Origin of the sequence: Burkholderia sp. AU17457, assembly GCF_002223255.1 — a bacterium.
Lineage (GTDB): Bacteria > Pseudomonadota > Gammaproteobacteria > Burkholderiales > Burkholderiaceae > Burkholderia > Burkholderia sola.
In genome coordinates, this window is the sequence record NZ_NKFB01000005.1 from 1,520,818 (window position 1) to 1,535,045 (window position 14,228).

14 protein-coding genes and 1 pseudogene are annotated in these 14,228 nt (G+C 68.6%); 9 read left to right on the forward strand and 6 right to left on the reverse strand.

What is annotated here, in order from left to right:
- Window positions 1–3: 3 nt before the first annotated feature.
- From CFB49_RS24080 to CFB49_RS24100, 5 genes are all read right to left on the reverse strand, one after another.
- Complete coding sequence (locus tag CFB49_RS24080) at window positions 4–897, reverse strand: IclR family transcriptional regulator (RefSeq protein ID WP_089492514.1); 894 nt, start codon at window positions 895–897, stop codon at window positions 4–6.
- A 276-nt stretch (window positions 898–1,173) separates the two neighbouring features.
- Window positions 1,174–1,653 (reverse strand): type 6 secretion system effector deamidase TecA, encoded by a 480-nt coding sequence (gene tecA, locus CFB49_RS24085; protein WP_089492515.1) that lies wholly within the window; start codon window positions 1,651–1,653, stop codon window positions 1,174–1,176.
- Between the two features lie 322 nt (window positions 1,654–1,975).
- Window positions 1,976–2,182, reverse strand: coding sequence for a hypothetical protein (locus tag CFB49_RS24090; RefSeq protein ID WP_069620943.1), 207 nt, complete (start codon window positions 2,180–2,182; stop codon window positions 1,976–1,978).
- A 305-nt stretch (window positions 2,183–2,487) separates the two neighbouring features.
- A complete protein-coding gene (locus CFB49_RS24095) occupies window positions 2,488–3,087 on the reverse strand; it encodes an alpha-ketoglutarate-dependent dioxygenase AlkB family protein (protein WP_176730258.1) in 600 nt (199 codons plus the stop codon).
- 167 nt (window positions 3,088–3,254) lie between these two features.
- Window positions 3,255–4,400: a metallophosphoesterase gene (locus tag CFB49_RS24100; RefSeq protein WP_069620941.1), complete on the reverse strand. Its 1,146-nt coding sequence runs from the start codon at window positions 4,398–4,400 to the stop codon at window positions 3,255–3,257.
- Window positions 4,401–4,587: 187 nt separating this feature from the next.
- Between CFB49_RS24100 and CFB49_RS36890 the strand changes: the two are divergent.
- From CFB49_RS36890 to CFB49_RS24135, 6 genes and pseudogenes are all read left to right on the forward strand, one after another.
- Window positions 4,588–4,716: pseudogene (locus tag CFB49_RS36890) on the forward strand (LysR family transcriptional regulator); the annotation flags it as partial.
- A 619-nt stretch (window positions 4,717–5,335) separates the two neighbouring features.
- On the forward strand, window positions 5,336–5,629 hold the full coding sequence (locus CFB49_RS24110; protein ID WP_069620939.1) for a hypothetical protein: 294 nt from the start codon (window positions 5,336–5,338) through the stop codon (window positions 5,627–5,629).
- The gene (gene mdtN, locus CFB49_RS24115; protein WP_089437119.1) at window positions 5,626–6,675 is read left to right on the forward strand and encodes a multidrug transporter subunit MdtN; all 1,050 of its coding nucleotides are present in this window, start codon (window positions 5,626–5,628) and stop codon (window positions 6,673–6,675) included. The genes CFB49_RS24110 and mdtN overlap by 4 nt, the downstream gene beginning before the upstream one ends.
- Window positions 6,656–8,722, forward strand: a complete 2,067-nt coding sequence (locus CFB49_RS24120; protein ID WP_089492516.1) for an FUSC family protein — start codon at window positions 6,656–6,658, stop codon at window positions 8,720–8,722. Before mdtN ends, CFB49_RS24120 begins: the two co-directional genes overlap by 20 nt.
- Window positions 8,709–10,253, forward strand: a complete 1,545-nt coding sequence (locus CFB49_RS24125; protein WP_089492517.1) for a TolC family protein — start codon at window positions 8,709–8,711, stop codon at window positions 10,251–10,253. The genes CFB49_RS24120 and CFB49_RS24125 overlap by 14 nt, the downstream gene beginning before the upstream one ends.
- Window positions 10,254–10,558: 305 nt before the next feature.
- Window positions 10,559–11,266, forward strand: coding sequence for an MgtC/SapB family protein (locus CFB49_RS24135; RefSeq protein WP_069619275.1), 708 nt, complete (start codon window positions 10,559–10,561; stop codon window positions 11,264–11,266).
- A gap of 51 nt (window positions 11,267–11,317) precedes the next feature.
- Here the strand turns inward: CFB49_RS24135 and CFB49_RS24140 are convergent, their stop codons facing one another.
- A complete protein-coding gene (locus CFB49_RS24140) occupies window positions 11,318–12,037 on the reverse strand; it encodes an autoinducer binding domain-containing protein (RefSeq protein WP_069619276.1) in 720 nt (239 codons plus the stop codon).
- Window positions 12,038–12,110: 73 nt separating this feature from the next.
- On the opposite strand from CFB49_RS24140, the gene CFB49_RS24145 reads away from it, so the two are divergent.
- The 3 genes from CFB49_RS24145 (at window position 12,111) to CFB49_RS24155 (ending at window position 14,177) form a co-directional block, all read left to right on the forward strand.
- Window positions 12,111–12,554: a DUF4902 domain-containing protein gene (locus tag CFB49_RS24145; protein WP_069619277.1), complete on the forward strand. Its 444-nt coding sequence runs from the start codon at window positions 12,111–12,113 to the stop codon at window positions 12,552–12,554.
- Window positions 12,555–12,764: 210 nt separating this feature from the next.
- Window positions 12,765–13,373, forward strand: a complete 609-nt coding sequence (locus CFB49_RS24150; RefSeq protein ID WP_069619278.1) for an acyl-homoserine-lactone synthase — start codon at window positions 12,765–12,767, stop codon at window positions 13,371–13,373.
- A gap of 51 nt (window positions 13,374–13,424) precedes the next feature.
- Window positions 13,425–14,177, forward strand: coding sequence for a hypothetical protein (locus CFB49_RS24155; protein WP_179234940.1), 753 nt, complete (start codon window positions 13,425–13,427; stop codon window positions 14,175–14,177).
- The last annotated feature ends 51 nt before the right edge of the window (window positions 14,178–14,228 follow it).

A 14,228-nucleotide genomic window follows, 5' to 3' on the forward strand; every position in this document is an offset into this window, starting at 1 on the left:
GCGTCAGAACATCGCGACCTTGTGGCGCGCATGCGCGAACGTCGGATCGCTTTCGAGCGGACGATAGTTCAGCCGTTGCGACAGGTCGACCGCCGCGCCGCACACGGCTTCGACGAGCCGCTCCTTCTCGCCGGCGTCGCCGATCTCCGAGCGCGGCACCGTCGCAGTGATCGCCGCGACGATCGAACCCGAATGATCGCGCACCGGCGCGGTCACGGCCGAAATGCCGCTCTCGAATGCCGCCTCGCTGACCGCGTAGCCGAGCCGTGCGTAATGACGCACGCGTTCGTACAGTTCGTCGACGGTGCCGGGCGTGCGCTCGGTGAACCGTTCGAGTTTCTTCTCCGGGTAGAGCTGCCGCAGCGCATCGCGCGTCAGGTCGCCCATCAGCACGTGGCCATGCACGGTCGCATGCGCGGGCAGGCGCGTGCCGACGTGCACCTTCACCGAACCGAACATCGACGTATTGCTCTGCGCCTTCGCGACGAACACCACGTCGCGCTGATCGCGGATCAGCAGGTGCGTCGACAGGCCGGTCGAATCGCGCAGCCGTTCGAGCACGGGCGCGCCGAGATCGGTCAGTTCGAGCGAATTCAGGTATTCGAAGCCGAGCCGCAATACGCCGACGCCGAGCCGGAAATAGCGGTCGCCGTTCACGCGCTCGAGGAAACCGAGCGCCTCGAGCGTCTGCAGCAGGCGGAACGTGGTCGTGCGCGGAATGCCGATGCGCTTCGACAGCTCGGGCGCGCCGAGTACAGGCTCGCGCGCGGAGAATTCGGCGAGAATCCGCAGCCCGCGCTCGAGCCCCGGCACCAGATAGGACGAAGCGCCGCCCGACGACTCGTCGTCGCCGGGCGCCGCCGGATCGGGTGCACCGCTCATCGTTGTCTTGACCATGTGGACATGGACGGAAGGAAGTCAGTCACGAAACAGGTCGTCGATCGTCGTGGATATTCAGTCATGCTACCTCAGTGCGCGCGTGGGCTCGCACCGGCGCGCAGCGCCGCGATGCGGCATGCGCGCCCGCCGCCATCGCACGTCATTCAAGGTCGAGAGGATAGCAGCGTTGGACGGCGCGACGCCATGCGGAAATCGCCGGACGGCCGGAAGGCGGCCGCGCGCGGCACTGGTCGGGCGACGCTGGCCGGAGCGTGAGACTCGACACCGGACAGCCTACAGGCGCGACAGATAGACGCGAATGGTCGTGCGGTCGTACGCAAAGCCGCCGGCCGGGTCCGGCTGCAGTACCCGCGTCAGATCGACCGGATGCAGCCATCCGGCGCCCAGCAAGCCACCGTTAATCCCGCGGATTCGGGTACCGCCGACGGCGATCGCGGCGTGAAAGACATTGGTGCCCCGCGCGAAGCCCACCGCGGTGCCCGCGGGAATGCTCGCGCGCCCGTCCCATTGATTGCCGGTCTCGAAGTTGAAGCGCGTCTTCCATAGCTGGCCGATCGTGTCGAGCAGCGCGCCCGGTGCGATCATCGCGTCGGCGCGCAGCAGATACCGGACGTACGCCGCGGCGTCGTAGCAGACGCCGCCGGACACGTATTCGTCGATGTTCGCCATCCCGAACATCAACGCTTGCGCGTGTTTTTGCCGCTCGGCGGCACCGGATTGGGCGACATGCCCGCCTAACTGGGTCAGTTGCACGGATAGCTCCTTTCAGGAAGGCGGGACGTCATCGTCTCGCCGGTGCGATAACGTCATATTTTATTACGATATGGCCGGGCGTTTTCCGGGCTTGCTCGCGCCGAACGCAGTACGTACTTGCTCGGGGGCTCGCGAGCGCGTACAGGCTTTCGCCATGCGCGTCGCATCGTCGACGCGAGGACAGATGGCGCGGCAAACGCGAGCGGACAGTCGCCTCTCGCCACCCGCGAAAAGCGAAAAATGGAAAGCAGTCGGGAAAGCACCGCCCGGTAACGGACGGCACGGAGGAAGACGATCCTCGGGCGGGATCGCCGCGACGGCGTCAGGCCGTCACGGCGGCGTCATATTCGGCGCGGGCGAGCTGGCCGGCGGCGTATGCCTCGGCTTCGCCGCGAAAGCCTTCCCGGCTGAACGCCACGACTTTCACGCCGACGCCGGTCGCCCGCTTCACCGTCAGCGCCCATTGCCATCCGTCGTCTTGCTCGAAGACGTGCAGCGAGGGTGCGAAGGAAGGGTCGAGTACGGTCACGCGTTTTGCTCCTGCCCCGTTGCGCGCTGCGTCGGCCACGCACGGAGACATGTCGAAAGGATCGCGCCGGCATGCCGACGCACTTCTGTCATTCGACAGTTTATTCAGGAATTGTTGCGACGCACCATCAGAGGTTTCACTCACCTATCGGAACTGCGTGGTCGATCGAATCTACCTGAAATCCATACGGGACGGGCCTCAGCGCCCGGTCGCATCGTCCGGCATCGCGTTCGTGCGGCAACGTGCCGCACGCGCGGCCGATTGCTTGCGTCCACCTTTCGTGAATCAAAGAAACGGGGCGCGACCTATCCGCCCGCCATCGACACGCGCCGGAAGGTCAGGTTCACACGTTCGCCCTGCACGCCCGGCGCCTTCGGCACGCGGTGCTGCCATTCGGCCTGCGTGCGTCCGCGCATCACGAGCAGGCTGCCATGTACGAGACGGTATGCATGCGTAATGCCGATCGCGCGATGACGAAGATCGAACACGCGCATCGCACCGAGGCTCACCGACGCGATCACTGGCGCGTCGCCGAGTTCGGGTTCGTTGTCCGCATGCCAGCCGAGGCTGTCCAGCCCGTTGCGATAGCGGTTGAGCAGCACGCTGTTAAAACGCACGCCGCAGGTCGCCTCGACCGCCTGCTTCAGCTCGAGCACGGCCGGCGTCCAGGGCTCGGGGACGTTGCGGATCCCCGAATACACGTACACGGCATCCGGTTCGCCCTGCCACGCGGTGAGCCGCGGCAACGGAATGCGTCCGCGCGGCGTGCGGATCGTGTCCTGCCGCCACGCGACCTCGCCGATCAGCGCGGCCAGCGCGCGATCGGCGTCGGCTGGCGCAAGCCAGTCCGGGTACCAGTCCACGTCGGGCACGGGCGTGTCAGCGAAGAGATCGGGGGTCGACATGTCGGCAGGAACGGGCAAGGATCGGAGCGAACGACGCATGTCTGCATACTAGCCAACGGCGCCGCGCGCCGCCATGCGCTGTCATTCGCCGCCGAAAGGCCGACAGGAAGCCGCCGTGCACCGCGAGGCGCGTTCGTATCGCGCGACGGCCGCCTCCCGGCCATCGGCTAGCCGCGCGTCAACCGAATCAGCGTGATCTCGGACGGCACGCCGAAACGGTTCGGCGGTCCCCAGTAGCCGGTGCCGCGGCTCGTATACAGCCACATGTCGCCGAAGCGGTTCAGCCCGCCGATCACCGGCTGCTGCAACCGCACGAACGGCGGCCACGGCAGGAACTGGCCGCCATGCGTGTGCCCTGACAACTGTACGGTAAAGCCCGCGCGGTTCGCCGCTTCCGCGCTGCGCGGCTGGTGCGCGAGCAGGATCTTCGTGCCGACGTCGCGCGGCGCACCCGCCAGCGCCTGCGCAGGGTCGCTGCGATGCGCGGGATCGAAGCCGCCCGCCGTGAAATCGGTCACGCCCGCGAGCACCGCGCGCGCGCCGCCGTGCTCGATCAGCACGTGCTCGTTGAGCAGCACCGTCAGCCCGATACGACGAAACTCGTCGATCCATGCATGCGCACCCGCGTAGTACTCGTGGTTGCCCGTCACGAGGAAGCTGCCGTGCCGCGAGCGCATCTGGCCGAGCGGCGCCGTGTGTTCGCGCAGGCGCTTGACCGAACCGTCCACCACGTCGCCCGTCACGACCACCAGGTCGGCGTCGAGCGCATTGACCGCGCGCACGATCCGTTCGATGTAGGGCCGCTTGATCGTCGGCCCGACGTGGATGTCGGACAGTTGCACGATCGTCAGCCCGTCGAGCGCGGCCGGCAACCCGGCGACCGGAATCGACACGCGCTTGACCGCCGCCGTACGGCGCGCGCCGACGAACCCGATCGCGGTCGCGAGCACCGCGACGGCCAGCACGCCGAGCGCCGTGTCGGGCGCCGCGCGGCTCCATGCGCCGTCATGCCCGAGATGCCGCCACGCGAGCACGCCGAGCAGCACGATTTCGCGCAGGAACGTCAGCACCAGCAGCGACGAGAAGAAACCCATCGCGAGCGCGCCGGCCCAGCCGACCAGCGTCGCCGCCCACCCTTCGTCGAAACGGCGCGAGAACATGCCGACCGGAATCAGGATGACGAAACTCGCCAGCACGAGCGCCGCGATCGTGCGTGCGAGCGGCGACGCGAATGCGTCGGGAATGATCCGCATCCCGACGTACAGATGGAACAGCACGCCGATTGCAATGAACCGGACAAAGAAACTTCGCATGGAACGTTCACCTTCGTTGCAGTACTGCTTCCCCGACGCGCGTCGCGCGGGCCGTGATGCCCGGTGCCGCGCGTCGCGCCATACGCACGATGGTACACAGATCCCGGCCGCGACGACGGGTCGCGGCCGGCGGCGCAGCGCCGTGCCGCTTTACACGCCAATCGGCCATCCTCCCGCCGCCACGGCCATGCGCTTCGTTCTCGTCGACTTCAAACTTTTCACGCAGATCGCCGAAGCGAACATCCCCACGTGCGCCCCCGAACGCGCGCATTTGTCGCGGCCGGCCGCGATCATGCGCATCAAGCCCGTCGAGGAGCAGGTCGGCGTGGAACTGCCGAGCCGCACGAGCCAGGGCGTCACGCTGACCGCGCCGGGCGACACGCATGCGCGCGGCGTGCTGCGCCAGCTCCGGCAGCTGACCGGCAACCGGCAGGAACAGGCGTCGGGCGTAAAAGGCCACGTACGCATGTTCGCGAACACCACGGCGATGAGCGCGTTCCTGCCGGGCGTGCTCCGCCACTATCTCGTCGGCCGGCTCGTCGAGGATCCGCGCGGTCAGCGGGCCCACCGGATTTGCATGGGTCCAAGCGGCAATCGACGGTTTGCGCGCCGATTGCCGCTGCGTCGGCATGGCAAATTCCGCCGCGCGATTTCATCTGACGATCCTTTACAGTCCGTTAGCAACCCTACGCGAGCGGGTGCTGGCAAAATCGCGGCGATCCGATCATCGCTGCCGACACGCGCCGCCGGATCGTCCGGCATGACTGACGACGCGGCCACGGCCAGCCTCGGCCGATGCGGTGAACATGCCGGATGGCTGGCGATCCGCATCGCGCTGATTTATGATCGCCTCCGTATCCTGGAATCGTCGTCGCGGCGACGATCCGCATTGCGCCGCGCCCGGCATCCACCCCCAACGTCGAGCTCGTCACACCATGAGAAAAACAACGCCGCGCGCGCCCCTGCGCGTCGCCGCCGTGCTGGCGCCCGCCCTGCCGCTCGCGGGCTGCGCATCGCGCGGCGCACCGTCCTACGTGCTGTTCGGCGCGTATTTCCCGCTGTGGCTCGTCAGCGCGATCGTCGGCATCGTCGGCGCGATCGTCGCTCACCGCGTGTTCGTCGCGACCGGCTGGGCCGCGACGGTGCCCTACCAGCTCGCCGTCTGCACCGCGATCGGGCTCGTGGTCGCCGTGATCGTCTGGCTCGCCGGCACGGGGCCGTTCGCATGAAGGCCGCCGGCATCGCCCGCCCGTCCGTCAAAGGCCGCGTGATCGCGCTCGCGATCGTCGCGCTCGGCATCGCGGCGCTCGCGTACGCGTACCATCGCACGACCGCCTATCCGTCCACCGACGATGCGTCGATCGACGCGGACGTCGTGCACGTCGCGTCGCCGGTCGGCGGCCGCATCGTGCAGCTCGCGGTGCATGAAAACCAGCGCGTCGCGAAAGGCGACCTGCTGTACGTGATCGATCCCGTGCCGTACCGGCTGAGCGTCGCGCAGGCGCAGGCCGACCTCGAACTCGCGCGCGCGTCGCTCGACACCCGCCGCCGTTCGCTGATCGGCGAGCGCTCGAACGCATCCGTCGCCGCCGAGCAGGTCAAGCGCGCGACGCAGAACTACGATCTCGCGACGCGCGACGTGAACCGGCTCGCGCCGCTCGCCGCGCAGGGCTACGTCAGCGCGCAGCAGTTCGACCAGGCGAAGGTGCGCCAGCGCGACGCGTCCGTGTCGCTCGCGCAGGCGCAGGAGCAACAGCGCGCGTCCGCGCAGACGATCGGCGACGATGCCGACGCGATCGCGACGCTGCATGCACGCGAAGCCGCGCTGGCCCGCGCGCAGCATGCGCTCGACGACACGGTCGTGCGCGCGCCGCACAACGGGCTCGTGACGGGGCTGAGCGTACTCCCCGGCGAAACCCTCGCACCGAACCAGTCGATCTTCACGCTGATCGACGCGAGCGAATGGTTCGCGGTCGGCAACTTCCGCGAGACGTCGCTCAATCGCATCGCGGTCGGCGACTGCGCGACCGTCTATTCGATGATCGACCGTGACCGCCCGATGACGGGCAAGGTCGTCGGCATCGGCGCCGGCATCGCGGACAGCGATCGCATCAACCTGCCGCGCTCGCTGCCGATCGTGCAGCGCTCGGTGAACTGGGTGCACGTCGCGCAGCGCTTCCCCGTGCGCGTGAAGCTCGACGAACCCGACGGCAAGCTCGTGCGTGTCGGCGCGAGCGCGATCGTCGAGGTCCGGCATGGCTCAGCCTGCCGCTGAGGTCCGCACGCCGGGCCCGCGCGAAGTCCTGCGGCTGCTCGCGCCGTTTCCGGGGCGCACGGCCATGGCCGTGCGCGTCGCGCTGATCTGCGCGCTGACCGCGCTCGTGACGGCCGCATACGGCACGCCCGAAGCCGCATTGTCCGCATACGTCGTGTTCTTCATGATCCGCGCCGACCGCGTCACGAGCGTCGTACTCGCGGCCGCGCTGCTGCTGATCGTCACGATCGTGATCGGGCTCGTGCTCGGCATCGCGATCTTCAGCATCGACTATTCGATCCTGCGCGTCGCATGCATGGCCGTGCTGTCGGTCGCCCTGCTGTACCTGACTTCCGCGAGCAAGCTGCGCCCGGTGGGCGCGATTCTCGCGATGATCGTCGGCTTCGGGCTCGACCAGCTCGGCCTCGCGCCGTTCGGCGAAGCCGCCACCCGCGCGCTGCTGTACATCTGGCTGACGATCGCGATCCCCGTCGGCGTCGCGATCGTCGTCAACCTGCTGATCGCGCCGTCGCCGCGCAAGCTCGCGCACGCGCAACTCGCGAAGCGGCTGCGGCTCGCCGCGCGGCGACTGCGCGACGACGACGATGCACGCGCCGCGTTCGACGCGAGCCTGCGCGAAGGCGACAAGCCGTTGCTCACGTGGCTCAAGCTGTCGAAACTCGAAGGCTCGTCCGACGTCGCGGATTTCGCGGCGCTGCGACAGGCGATCGCATCGAGCACCGCGCTGATGGTCGACGTCGCGCTGGCCGATCGCGAACCGGAAGCGCGGCTGCCCGATGCGTTCGCCACGCCGATCGCCGCGACGCTCGACGACATGGCCGCCATTCTCGAACAGGGTGGCTACCCGGTCGACGTGACGCTCGCGCTGCCGCCCGCCGACGCGCTGCCGCCGCTCGCGCGCGTCGTCGCGACCGGTCTGCAGGCAACGATCACGCATTTTGCGGAGCCGGGCGCGACGGCCCCGACGGCCGATGCAGCGGCGCAGGCTTCGGCCCAAGCAACGCCCGCCGCCCCTGCCGCCACGCCCGAAGCACCCACCGCCGCCCCGGTAGCGGCCCCACGCGGCGGCTTCTTCCTGCCCGACGCACGCACCAATCCCGACCACATCCGCTATGCGCTGAAGACGACAGCGGCGGCGATCTTCTGCTACCTGCTGTACTCGCAGCTCGACTGGTCGGGCATCCATACCTGCGTCGTCACCTGCTACATCGTGTCGCTCGGCTCGACGGCCGAAACGGTCGAGAAGCTCACGCTGCGGATCTTCGGCTGCATGATCGGCGCATTGCTCGGCACCGCCGCGCTCGTATTCGTCGTGCCGGCGCTGTCGTCGATCGGCGAACTGATGGCGCTCGTCTTCGCCGGCGCGTGGCTGTCCGCGTGGGTCGCGTTCGGATCGCCGCGCATCGCGTATGCGGGCTTCCAGATTGCGTTCGCGTTTTTCCTGTGCGTGATTCAGGGCGCCGGACCCGGCTTCGACCTGACGATCGCGCGCGACCGCACGATCGGCATCCTGCTCGGCAACGTCGTCGTGTATCTGGTGTTCACGCGCATCTGGCCCGTCAGCATCGGCAAGCAGATCGACGTCGCGTTCGCCGCGCTGCTCGACCAGTGGCGGCGCATCGCGCAGATCCCGCAGCCGGCCGAACGGCGCGCGCTCGCGGCCGACGCGTTCGCGCGTCACGGGGCGATCTCGCAGGAGCTCGGCCTGGTCCATTACGAACCGTCGTGGGTGCGGCCGGCCGCGGCGTGGCTGGCCACCCGGCGACGCGCACTCGCGGAACTCGGCGCGCTCGAAGGCCCGCTGTTCCTGCTCGCCGAACGCAAGCCCGGGGACGCGGCGATCGGCGCGCAACTCGCACGCGTGGCCGCGCCGGGCGATGACGAAACGATGCCCCGCGCGCGTGCCCCGGCGCCGCCGTCGAGCGCCGCCCCCACCGACCCCGCGCGCGACGCGCTGCTGAACCTGATCGACACGCGGCTCGCGCAGATCGCCGACGCCGCCCGTCAAGCCACACCGAAGGAGTCTGCCCCTCATGCGCGTACCTGAACCGCCGGCCGCCTCGATCGCCGCCGCCGCGCTCGCGACCGCCGTCGCGCTGGCCGGCTGCGCGACGTCGTCGATCGATCTGGCGCCGGAGGCGTCCGACCGCCCGTGGCAACCGCAAACGTCGGCCGCGGGCGACATCGTGGCGGCGCCGCCGCGCGCATCCGCGCAAGGTGCACACGACTACACGCTGCCGGCCTCGCCGGCGCTCGCGTCGGTGTCGGCGCCGGCCGCGCTCGATGCCGCGCATGCGTACACGCTGCCCGAGCTGATCGATCTCGCTGAATCGGCGAACCCGCTGACCCGCATCGCCTGGAACGACGCGCGCAACGCGGCGCTCGCGGTCGGCCTCGCCAAGTCCGCCTATCTGCCGCGCCTGTCTGCGACGGCAATGGGCGCGTACCAGGCGAACCACGGTTCGACGTCGACGATCCTCGGCGATTCGTCGAGCAACACCACCGTGCACGGCACGATTTCGGCGCTGTCGCTGCAATGGTTGCTGTTCGATTTCGGCGGCCGCGCGGCGCGCGTCGAAGCGGCGGAGCAGGCGTCGATCGCGTCGAACGTCGCGTTCACGGCCGTGCACCAGCAGGTGATCCACGACGTGACCGTCTCGTACTACCGCTACGAAGCCGCCCGCTCGCGCGCGCTCAGCGCGCAACAGGGCCTCGCGAACGCGGATGCGATCCTTGCGGCGTCCCGCGCGCGGCTCAAGCACGGCGTCGGCACGGTCGTCGAGCTCGCGCAGGCGACGCAGAACCGCGCGCAGGCGAACCTCGCGCTCGTGCAGGCGAACGGCGCCGAGAGCGACGGCTACCTCGCGCTCGTCTCCGCGCTCGGCATCTCGCCGCTGTCGAAGCCGACGATCGCCGCGCTGCCGAAGCGGCCGCTGCCGCCCGCGCTCGGCTCGTCGGTCGATGCGATCGTGTCGGACGCGATCGCGCGCCGCCCCGATCTGCAGGGCGCGTTCGCGGTCGAAAAGGCCAATCGCGCGAAGATCAAGGCAGCGCAAGCCGCGTTCATGCCGAAGATCTTCCTGTCCGCATCGACGTCGTATGCGAGCGGCGGCACGTCCATCTCCGCGCTGCCCGCGATCGGCGACCAGGCGCCGACCGTCAACCTGAACGGCAGCCGCTACGGCGGCGGCGTGTTCCTCGGCGTGACGATTCCGCTGTACGACGGCGGCTTGCGCTCCGCCGTCTTGATGCAGGCGCGCAACGACGCGGACAACGCATCCGCTCGCCTCACGCGGACCAAGGAGGAAGCGGTGCGCCAGGTCGTCGCCGCGCAGAACGCGGTGCAGACGAGCCTGGCGTCGCACGACGCCGCGAAGGCACTCGTCGATGCCGCGCAAACCAGCTACGACGCGGCGCTGACCGCGTACCGGAACGGCGTCGGCTCGGTCACCGACGCGACGATCGCGCAAAGCCAGTTGCTCGCCGCGCGGAACGCGGAAGTCGACAGCTATGCCGGCGCATTGTCGGCCGCCGCCGCGCTCGCGCTCGCGACGGGGACGATCGGCACGACCCGGTAGCGCCGCCGCGAGGCGGTTGACGCGGGCGCGCGCCGCCCACTAGAATCCCGCCCATTCTTCCTTCAGGAACCATCGTGGACAGTTGCAGCACTCCGTTGCGTGCGCCGCTTGCCGCCTGAACGCCTGTCCGCCGCAGTTCTCCTGCCGCGGCTCGCGTTCCGCGAGCCGCACGCTCCCCCCGTTTCACACTGAATGACGCATTCGCGCGGTACAGTACCGCGCGATGACGGCTATCGCCGCGTCGCGTTCGGCCTTGCGCCGTGGCGACGCGCGCCGGCATGCGCTTCTTGCACGGCAGGACAACCATGACTTTCGATTTCGCACTCCGTCTATTCACCGCGTTCGCCTGCGGCGTCGCCATCGGCCTCGAGCGGCAGATGCGCCAGCGCACGGCCGGCCTGCGCACCATCACGCTCGTCGCGAGCGGCGCGTGCCTGTTCGTCACGCTCGGCGTGCTGACCGGCAACGGCGTCGCGGGCGTCACGCAGATCGCCGCGTACGTCGTGTCGGGCGTCGGCTTTCTCGGCGGCGGCGTGATCATGCGCGACAAGGGCTCGATCCAGGGCATCAACACCGCCGCGACGCTGTGGTGCTCGGCCGCCGTCGGCGTGCTGGCCGGCTCCGGCCACTACGTGCCGGCGCTCGCCGGCACGGGCGTCGTGCTGCTCACCAATACGGTGCTGCGCGGCGTCAGCCAGGCCATCAACGCAACGCCCGTGTCGAATGCCGATCTCGTGCGCGAATACCAGATCACCGTGATCTGCCTCGCCGCCGACGAAGTGCACATCCGCACGCTGCTGTCGAACGCGATGTATGCGAAGCCGCTGTCGTTCCAGAGCCTTACGAGCGAAGACGTGCCCGAGCAACCCGACCGGCTGAAGGTGACCGCGACGCTGAAGCTGCATCCGAAGGATCAGCAGAAGCTCGAGCAGATCGCGAGCCGGATGAGCATGGAGAAAAGCATTTCCAGCGTGAGCTGGACCGCGAAGGAAGCGGAGCCGATGATGGAGTGAGCCGCGGCGCGGCGGCCGCCGCATCCGGCGCCACCGTCGCGCGACGTCACGTCAAGGTGGTTCGATGAGGCCGGCCGAGATCGCCTTGACGACCGCCTGGACCTTGTTGGTCGCGCCGAGCTTATCGAGGATGTTGTTCACGTGGAAGTTGACCGTCCGCTCCGAGATGCTGAGGATCTGGCCGATTTCGCACGCGGTCTTGCCCTCGGCCGTCCAGCACAGCACCTCGCGCTCGCGCGCGGTCAGCGTGACGCCCGCCGCGGGCGACAGCTTCGGCACCATGAAGCGGCTCATCAGCGAATGCGACAGGTTCGCGAGCCAGTTCGTCTGCAGCGTCAGCATGTTGATCTCGGCCGGCGTCAGCCGGTCGGCATGACGGGCGATGCTCAACAGGCCGAACGCGCCGCGCGCCGCCCAGCTCGATTGCGCGACGCCCACCGACAACCCGAAATCGCGCGCGTCCTGCCACAGCGGACATGGGTCGATGTTGTCGACGTCCGGCCAGACGATCATGTTGGTGCTGAGTGCGCCGTCGCGAACCGTCGAGTCGATCTCGATATAGTTCTGCGCCTGATAGTGCGCCATCCAGCCTTCCGGGTAGGTATTGAAGATGGCGACCGCGGGCTTCGAAACGGGCAGCGGTACGCGAATGCCGTAACAGCAATATTCGAATCCCAGCCGCCTGGAATAGGCGGCGATCCGCTGGAAGAGCTGCTGCTCGTCTTCCGCGGCGCTGAATTGTTGGTAGGCATCCTGCCAGCGCAGTTCCATTCTTTCTCCGACAACGTCACGCTGTCATACTTGTCAGGTTCCAGCACCCGTTCGAGGCTGATACATTCCGCGCATGACTTCACCCTTGCTGCACCCAGTCCCCGGCCCGTCCCCGGACGGCTACGTACGCCTGTCAGAAAGCGCACTGGCCGCGCTTGTGCTCGACCATGTCGCGAGCGGCCTCGACCCCTCGCTGCTGGCCGAACTGCACGACAACGCGATCGACGCCCGCCTCGCCGGCTATACCGAATGGCATCGCGCGGCCGGTGCCGGCGTCGCCTACGTGACGGTCGGCTGGGACTGGTACCTCGAACGTGCGACGGGCACGTTCGTGATCGCGGGCGGCGACGTCCGCAGCAACGTGATGGCCGTCGACGCCAAGGGCGCCGACATCGGCATGTTCCGCACGGCCGCCGCGCTCGCCGCGCGGCTCGCCGCCATCGACTGGCCCGCCGCGGTCGCGTCGGCCCTCCTCGGGCACGACGACGCCTATCATGCCGGGCCCACGCTCCAGTGACAACCGGCTGCGCATTCCTCTGACAATTTTGCAAGACTGGCGCTCTTTATAAGCAAAAGCGGCCCGGTTTTCAATCCCGTCGATCAAGAAACCGTTACCACCGCGCAAATGGCGTCTTTACGCCATCACCCTGTAAGAGTTACCAGTTACAGGCTCCTCGTGCCGCGCGCTGTAATGCGTGCATACAAAAGCACAGATCCGAGGACATCCATGCAGACCTTCGTTCACGAGGAAGGGCGGTTATCACACGAACTCGCGGCGGATCTAGGGCGCTATCGGCGCCGTGTGTTCGTCGAACAGCTCGGTTGGGCGCTCCCGTCGGCGAACGAAAGTTTCGAGCGCGACCAGTTCGATCGCGACGATACCGTCTACGTGTTCGCGCGCAACGCCGACGGCGACATGTGCGGCTGCGCGCGCCTGCTGCCGACGACGCGTCCGTATCTGCTGAAGTCGCTGTTCGCCGACCTGGTCGCCGAGGACATGCCGCTGCCGGAATCGGCCGCCGTGTGGGAACTGTCCCGATTCGCGGCGACCGACGACGAAGGCGGGCCCGGCAATGCCGAATGGGCCGTGCGCCCGATGCTCGCGGCCGTCGTCGAATGCGCGGCGCAGCTCGGTGCGCGGCAGTTGATCGGCGTGACGTTCGCGAGCATGGAGCGGCTGTTCCGCCGGATCGGCATACACGCGCACCGCGCAGGCCCGCCGAAGCAGGTCGACGGACGTCTGGTGGTCGCGTGCTGGATCGACATCGACTCGCAAACGTTTGCGGCACTAGGAATCGAGCCGGGGCAGACTGCCCGGCAAGCTATCGCCGCCTGAGCCGGAACGCACGTTTCCGTCCGGGCGGCATCGTAACGAAGGAGAACCAACGTGGACCAGTCCCAGGTCTTTCGCGCGATGATGCCGCGGTTGACGAACGCCAGCGGCGCCGGCATCGCGGTCGCCTATCCGGCGTTTCCGAGGCCGTTGCCGCTCGTACGGCTCGACCGCCGCGGGCTCGTGTTTCGGGCAGCCGGCGCCGCGCCGCTCGTGTGCGGGCTGCCGCGCCCGGCCACCCTGCTGGTTGCGGACGAGCCGTTGTGCTCGCTGCGTCTCGTGATCCGCGACATCGCCGCGACCGGCGACGGCCGGCACGACCTGACGATGCAGCCGTCCGGCGCGGCGGGCGACGAATTGCTGTGGCACGCATTGCGCGATCGCGAGCCGTACCGACAGATGCGGCAGCCGCTCGCGCCCGTCGCCTCGGCCCGGGAACCGCATGCGGCGCCCGGCGAAATCGCAGCGCGCCCGTCGCGCAGCGCAGCTTTCCGCCTGCCCAGCCACAGCGACGCGCTGTTCTTCGCGGACTGGCTCGAATATCACTTCGACGAATTGCGCGCGCTGTCCCAACAGCATGGGCCGCAACTGCAGCTCAATCAGCTCGAGCGACAGGTCGACGACGACGAGGTCGGCGTGCGTTTCGTCTACGACATCGACGGGCATGCGACGCGGCACGCATTGACCGACTGCGCACGCGAGGCGTGTGCATGGATCGAGACGGAAATGCGCAGCAAATACGCGCTCCCCGTCGCGCAAGAGCGGTTTGGCGCGTTTGCGGCGCATGCACGGGCCGGCGGCATGTGAATGAGGCCGTGCCGCTGCGCGGCGATCTGCGCGGCGGTAAGTTGTGCGGAT

Excerpts from the sequence above, each read along its gene's own strand:
- CFB49_RS24095 (WP_176730258.1), bottom strand. The coding sequence starts at position 3,087 with ATGTCGACCCCCGATCTCTTCGCTGACACGCCCGTGCCCGACGTGGAC.
- mdtN (WP_089437119.1), top strand. The coding sequence starts at position 5,626 with ATGAAGGCCGCCGGCATCGCCCGCCCGTCCGTCAAAGGCCGCGTGATC.
- CFB49_RS24120 (WP_089492516.1), top strand. The coding sequence starts at position 6,656 with ATGGCTCAGCCTGCCGCTGAGGTCCGCACGCCGGGCCCGCGCGAAGTC.
- CFB49_RS24145 (WP_069619277.1), top strand. The coding sequence starts at position 12,111 with ATGACTTCACCCTTGCTGCACCCAGTCCCCGGCCCGTCCCCGGACGGC.
- CFB49_RS24150 (WP_069619278.1), top strand. The coding sequence starts at position 12,765 with ATGCAGACCTTCGTTCACGAGGAAGGGCGGTTATCACACGAACTCGCG.
- CFB49_RS24110 (WP_069620939.1), top strand. The coding sequence starts at position 5,336 with ATGAGAAAAACAACGCCGCGCGCGCCCCTGCGCGTCGCCGCCGTGCTG.
- CFB49_RS24135 (WP_069619275.1), top strand. The coding sequence starts at position 10,559 with ATGACTTTCGATTTCGCACTCCGTCTATTCACCGCGTTCGCCTGCGGC.
- CFB49_RS24080 (WP_089492514.1), bottom strand. The coding sequence starts at position 897 with ATGGTCAAGACAACGATGAGCGGTGCACCCGATCCGGCGGCGCCCGGC.
- CFB49_RS24140 (WP_069619276.1), bottom strand. The coding sequence starts at position 12,037 with ATGGAACTGCGCTGGCAGGATGCCTACCAACAATTCAGCGCCGCGGAA.
- CFB49_RS24125 (WP_089492517.1), top strand. The coding sequence starts at position 8,709 with ATGCGCGTACCTGAACCGCCGGCCGCCTCGATCGCCGCCGCCGCGCTC.
- CFB49_RS24100 (WP_069620941.1), bottom strand. The coding sequence starts at position 4,400 with ATGCGAAGTTTCTTTGTCCGGTTCATTGCAATCGGCGTGCTGTTCCAT.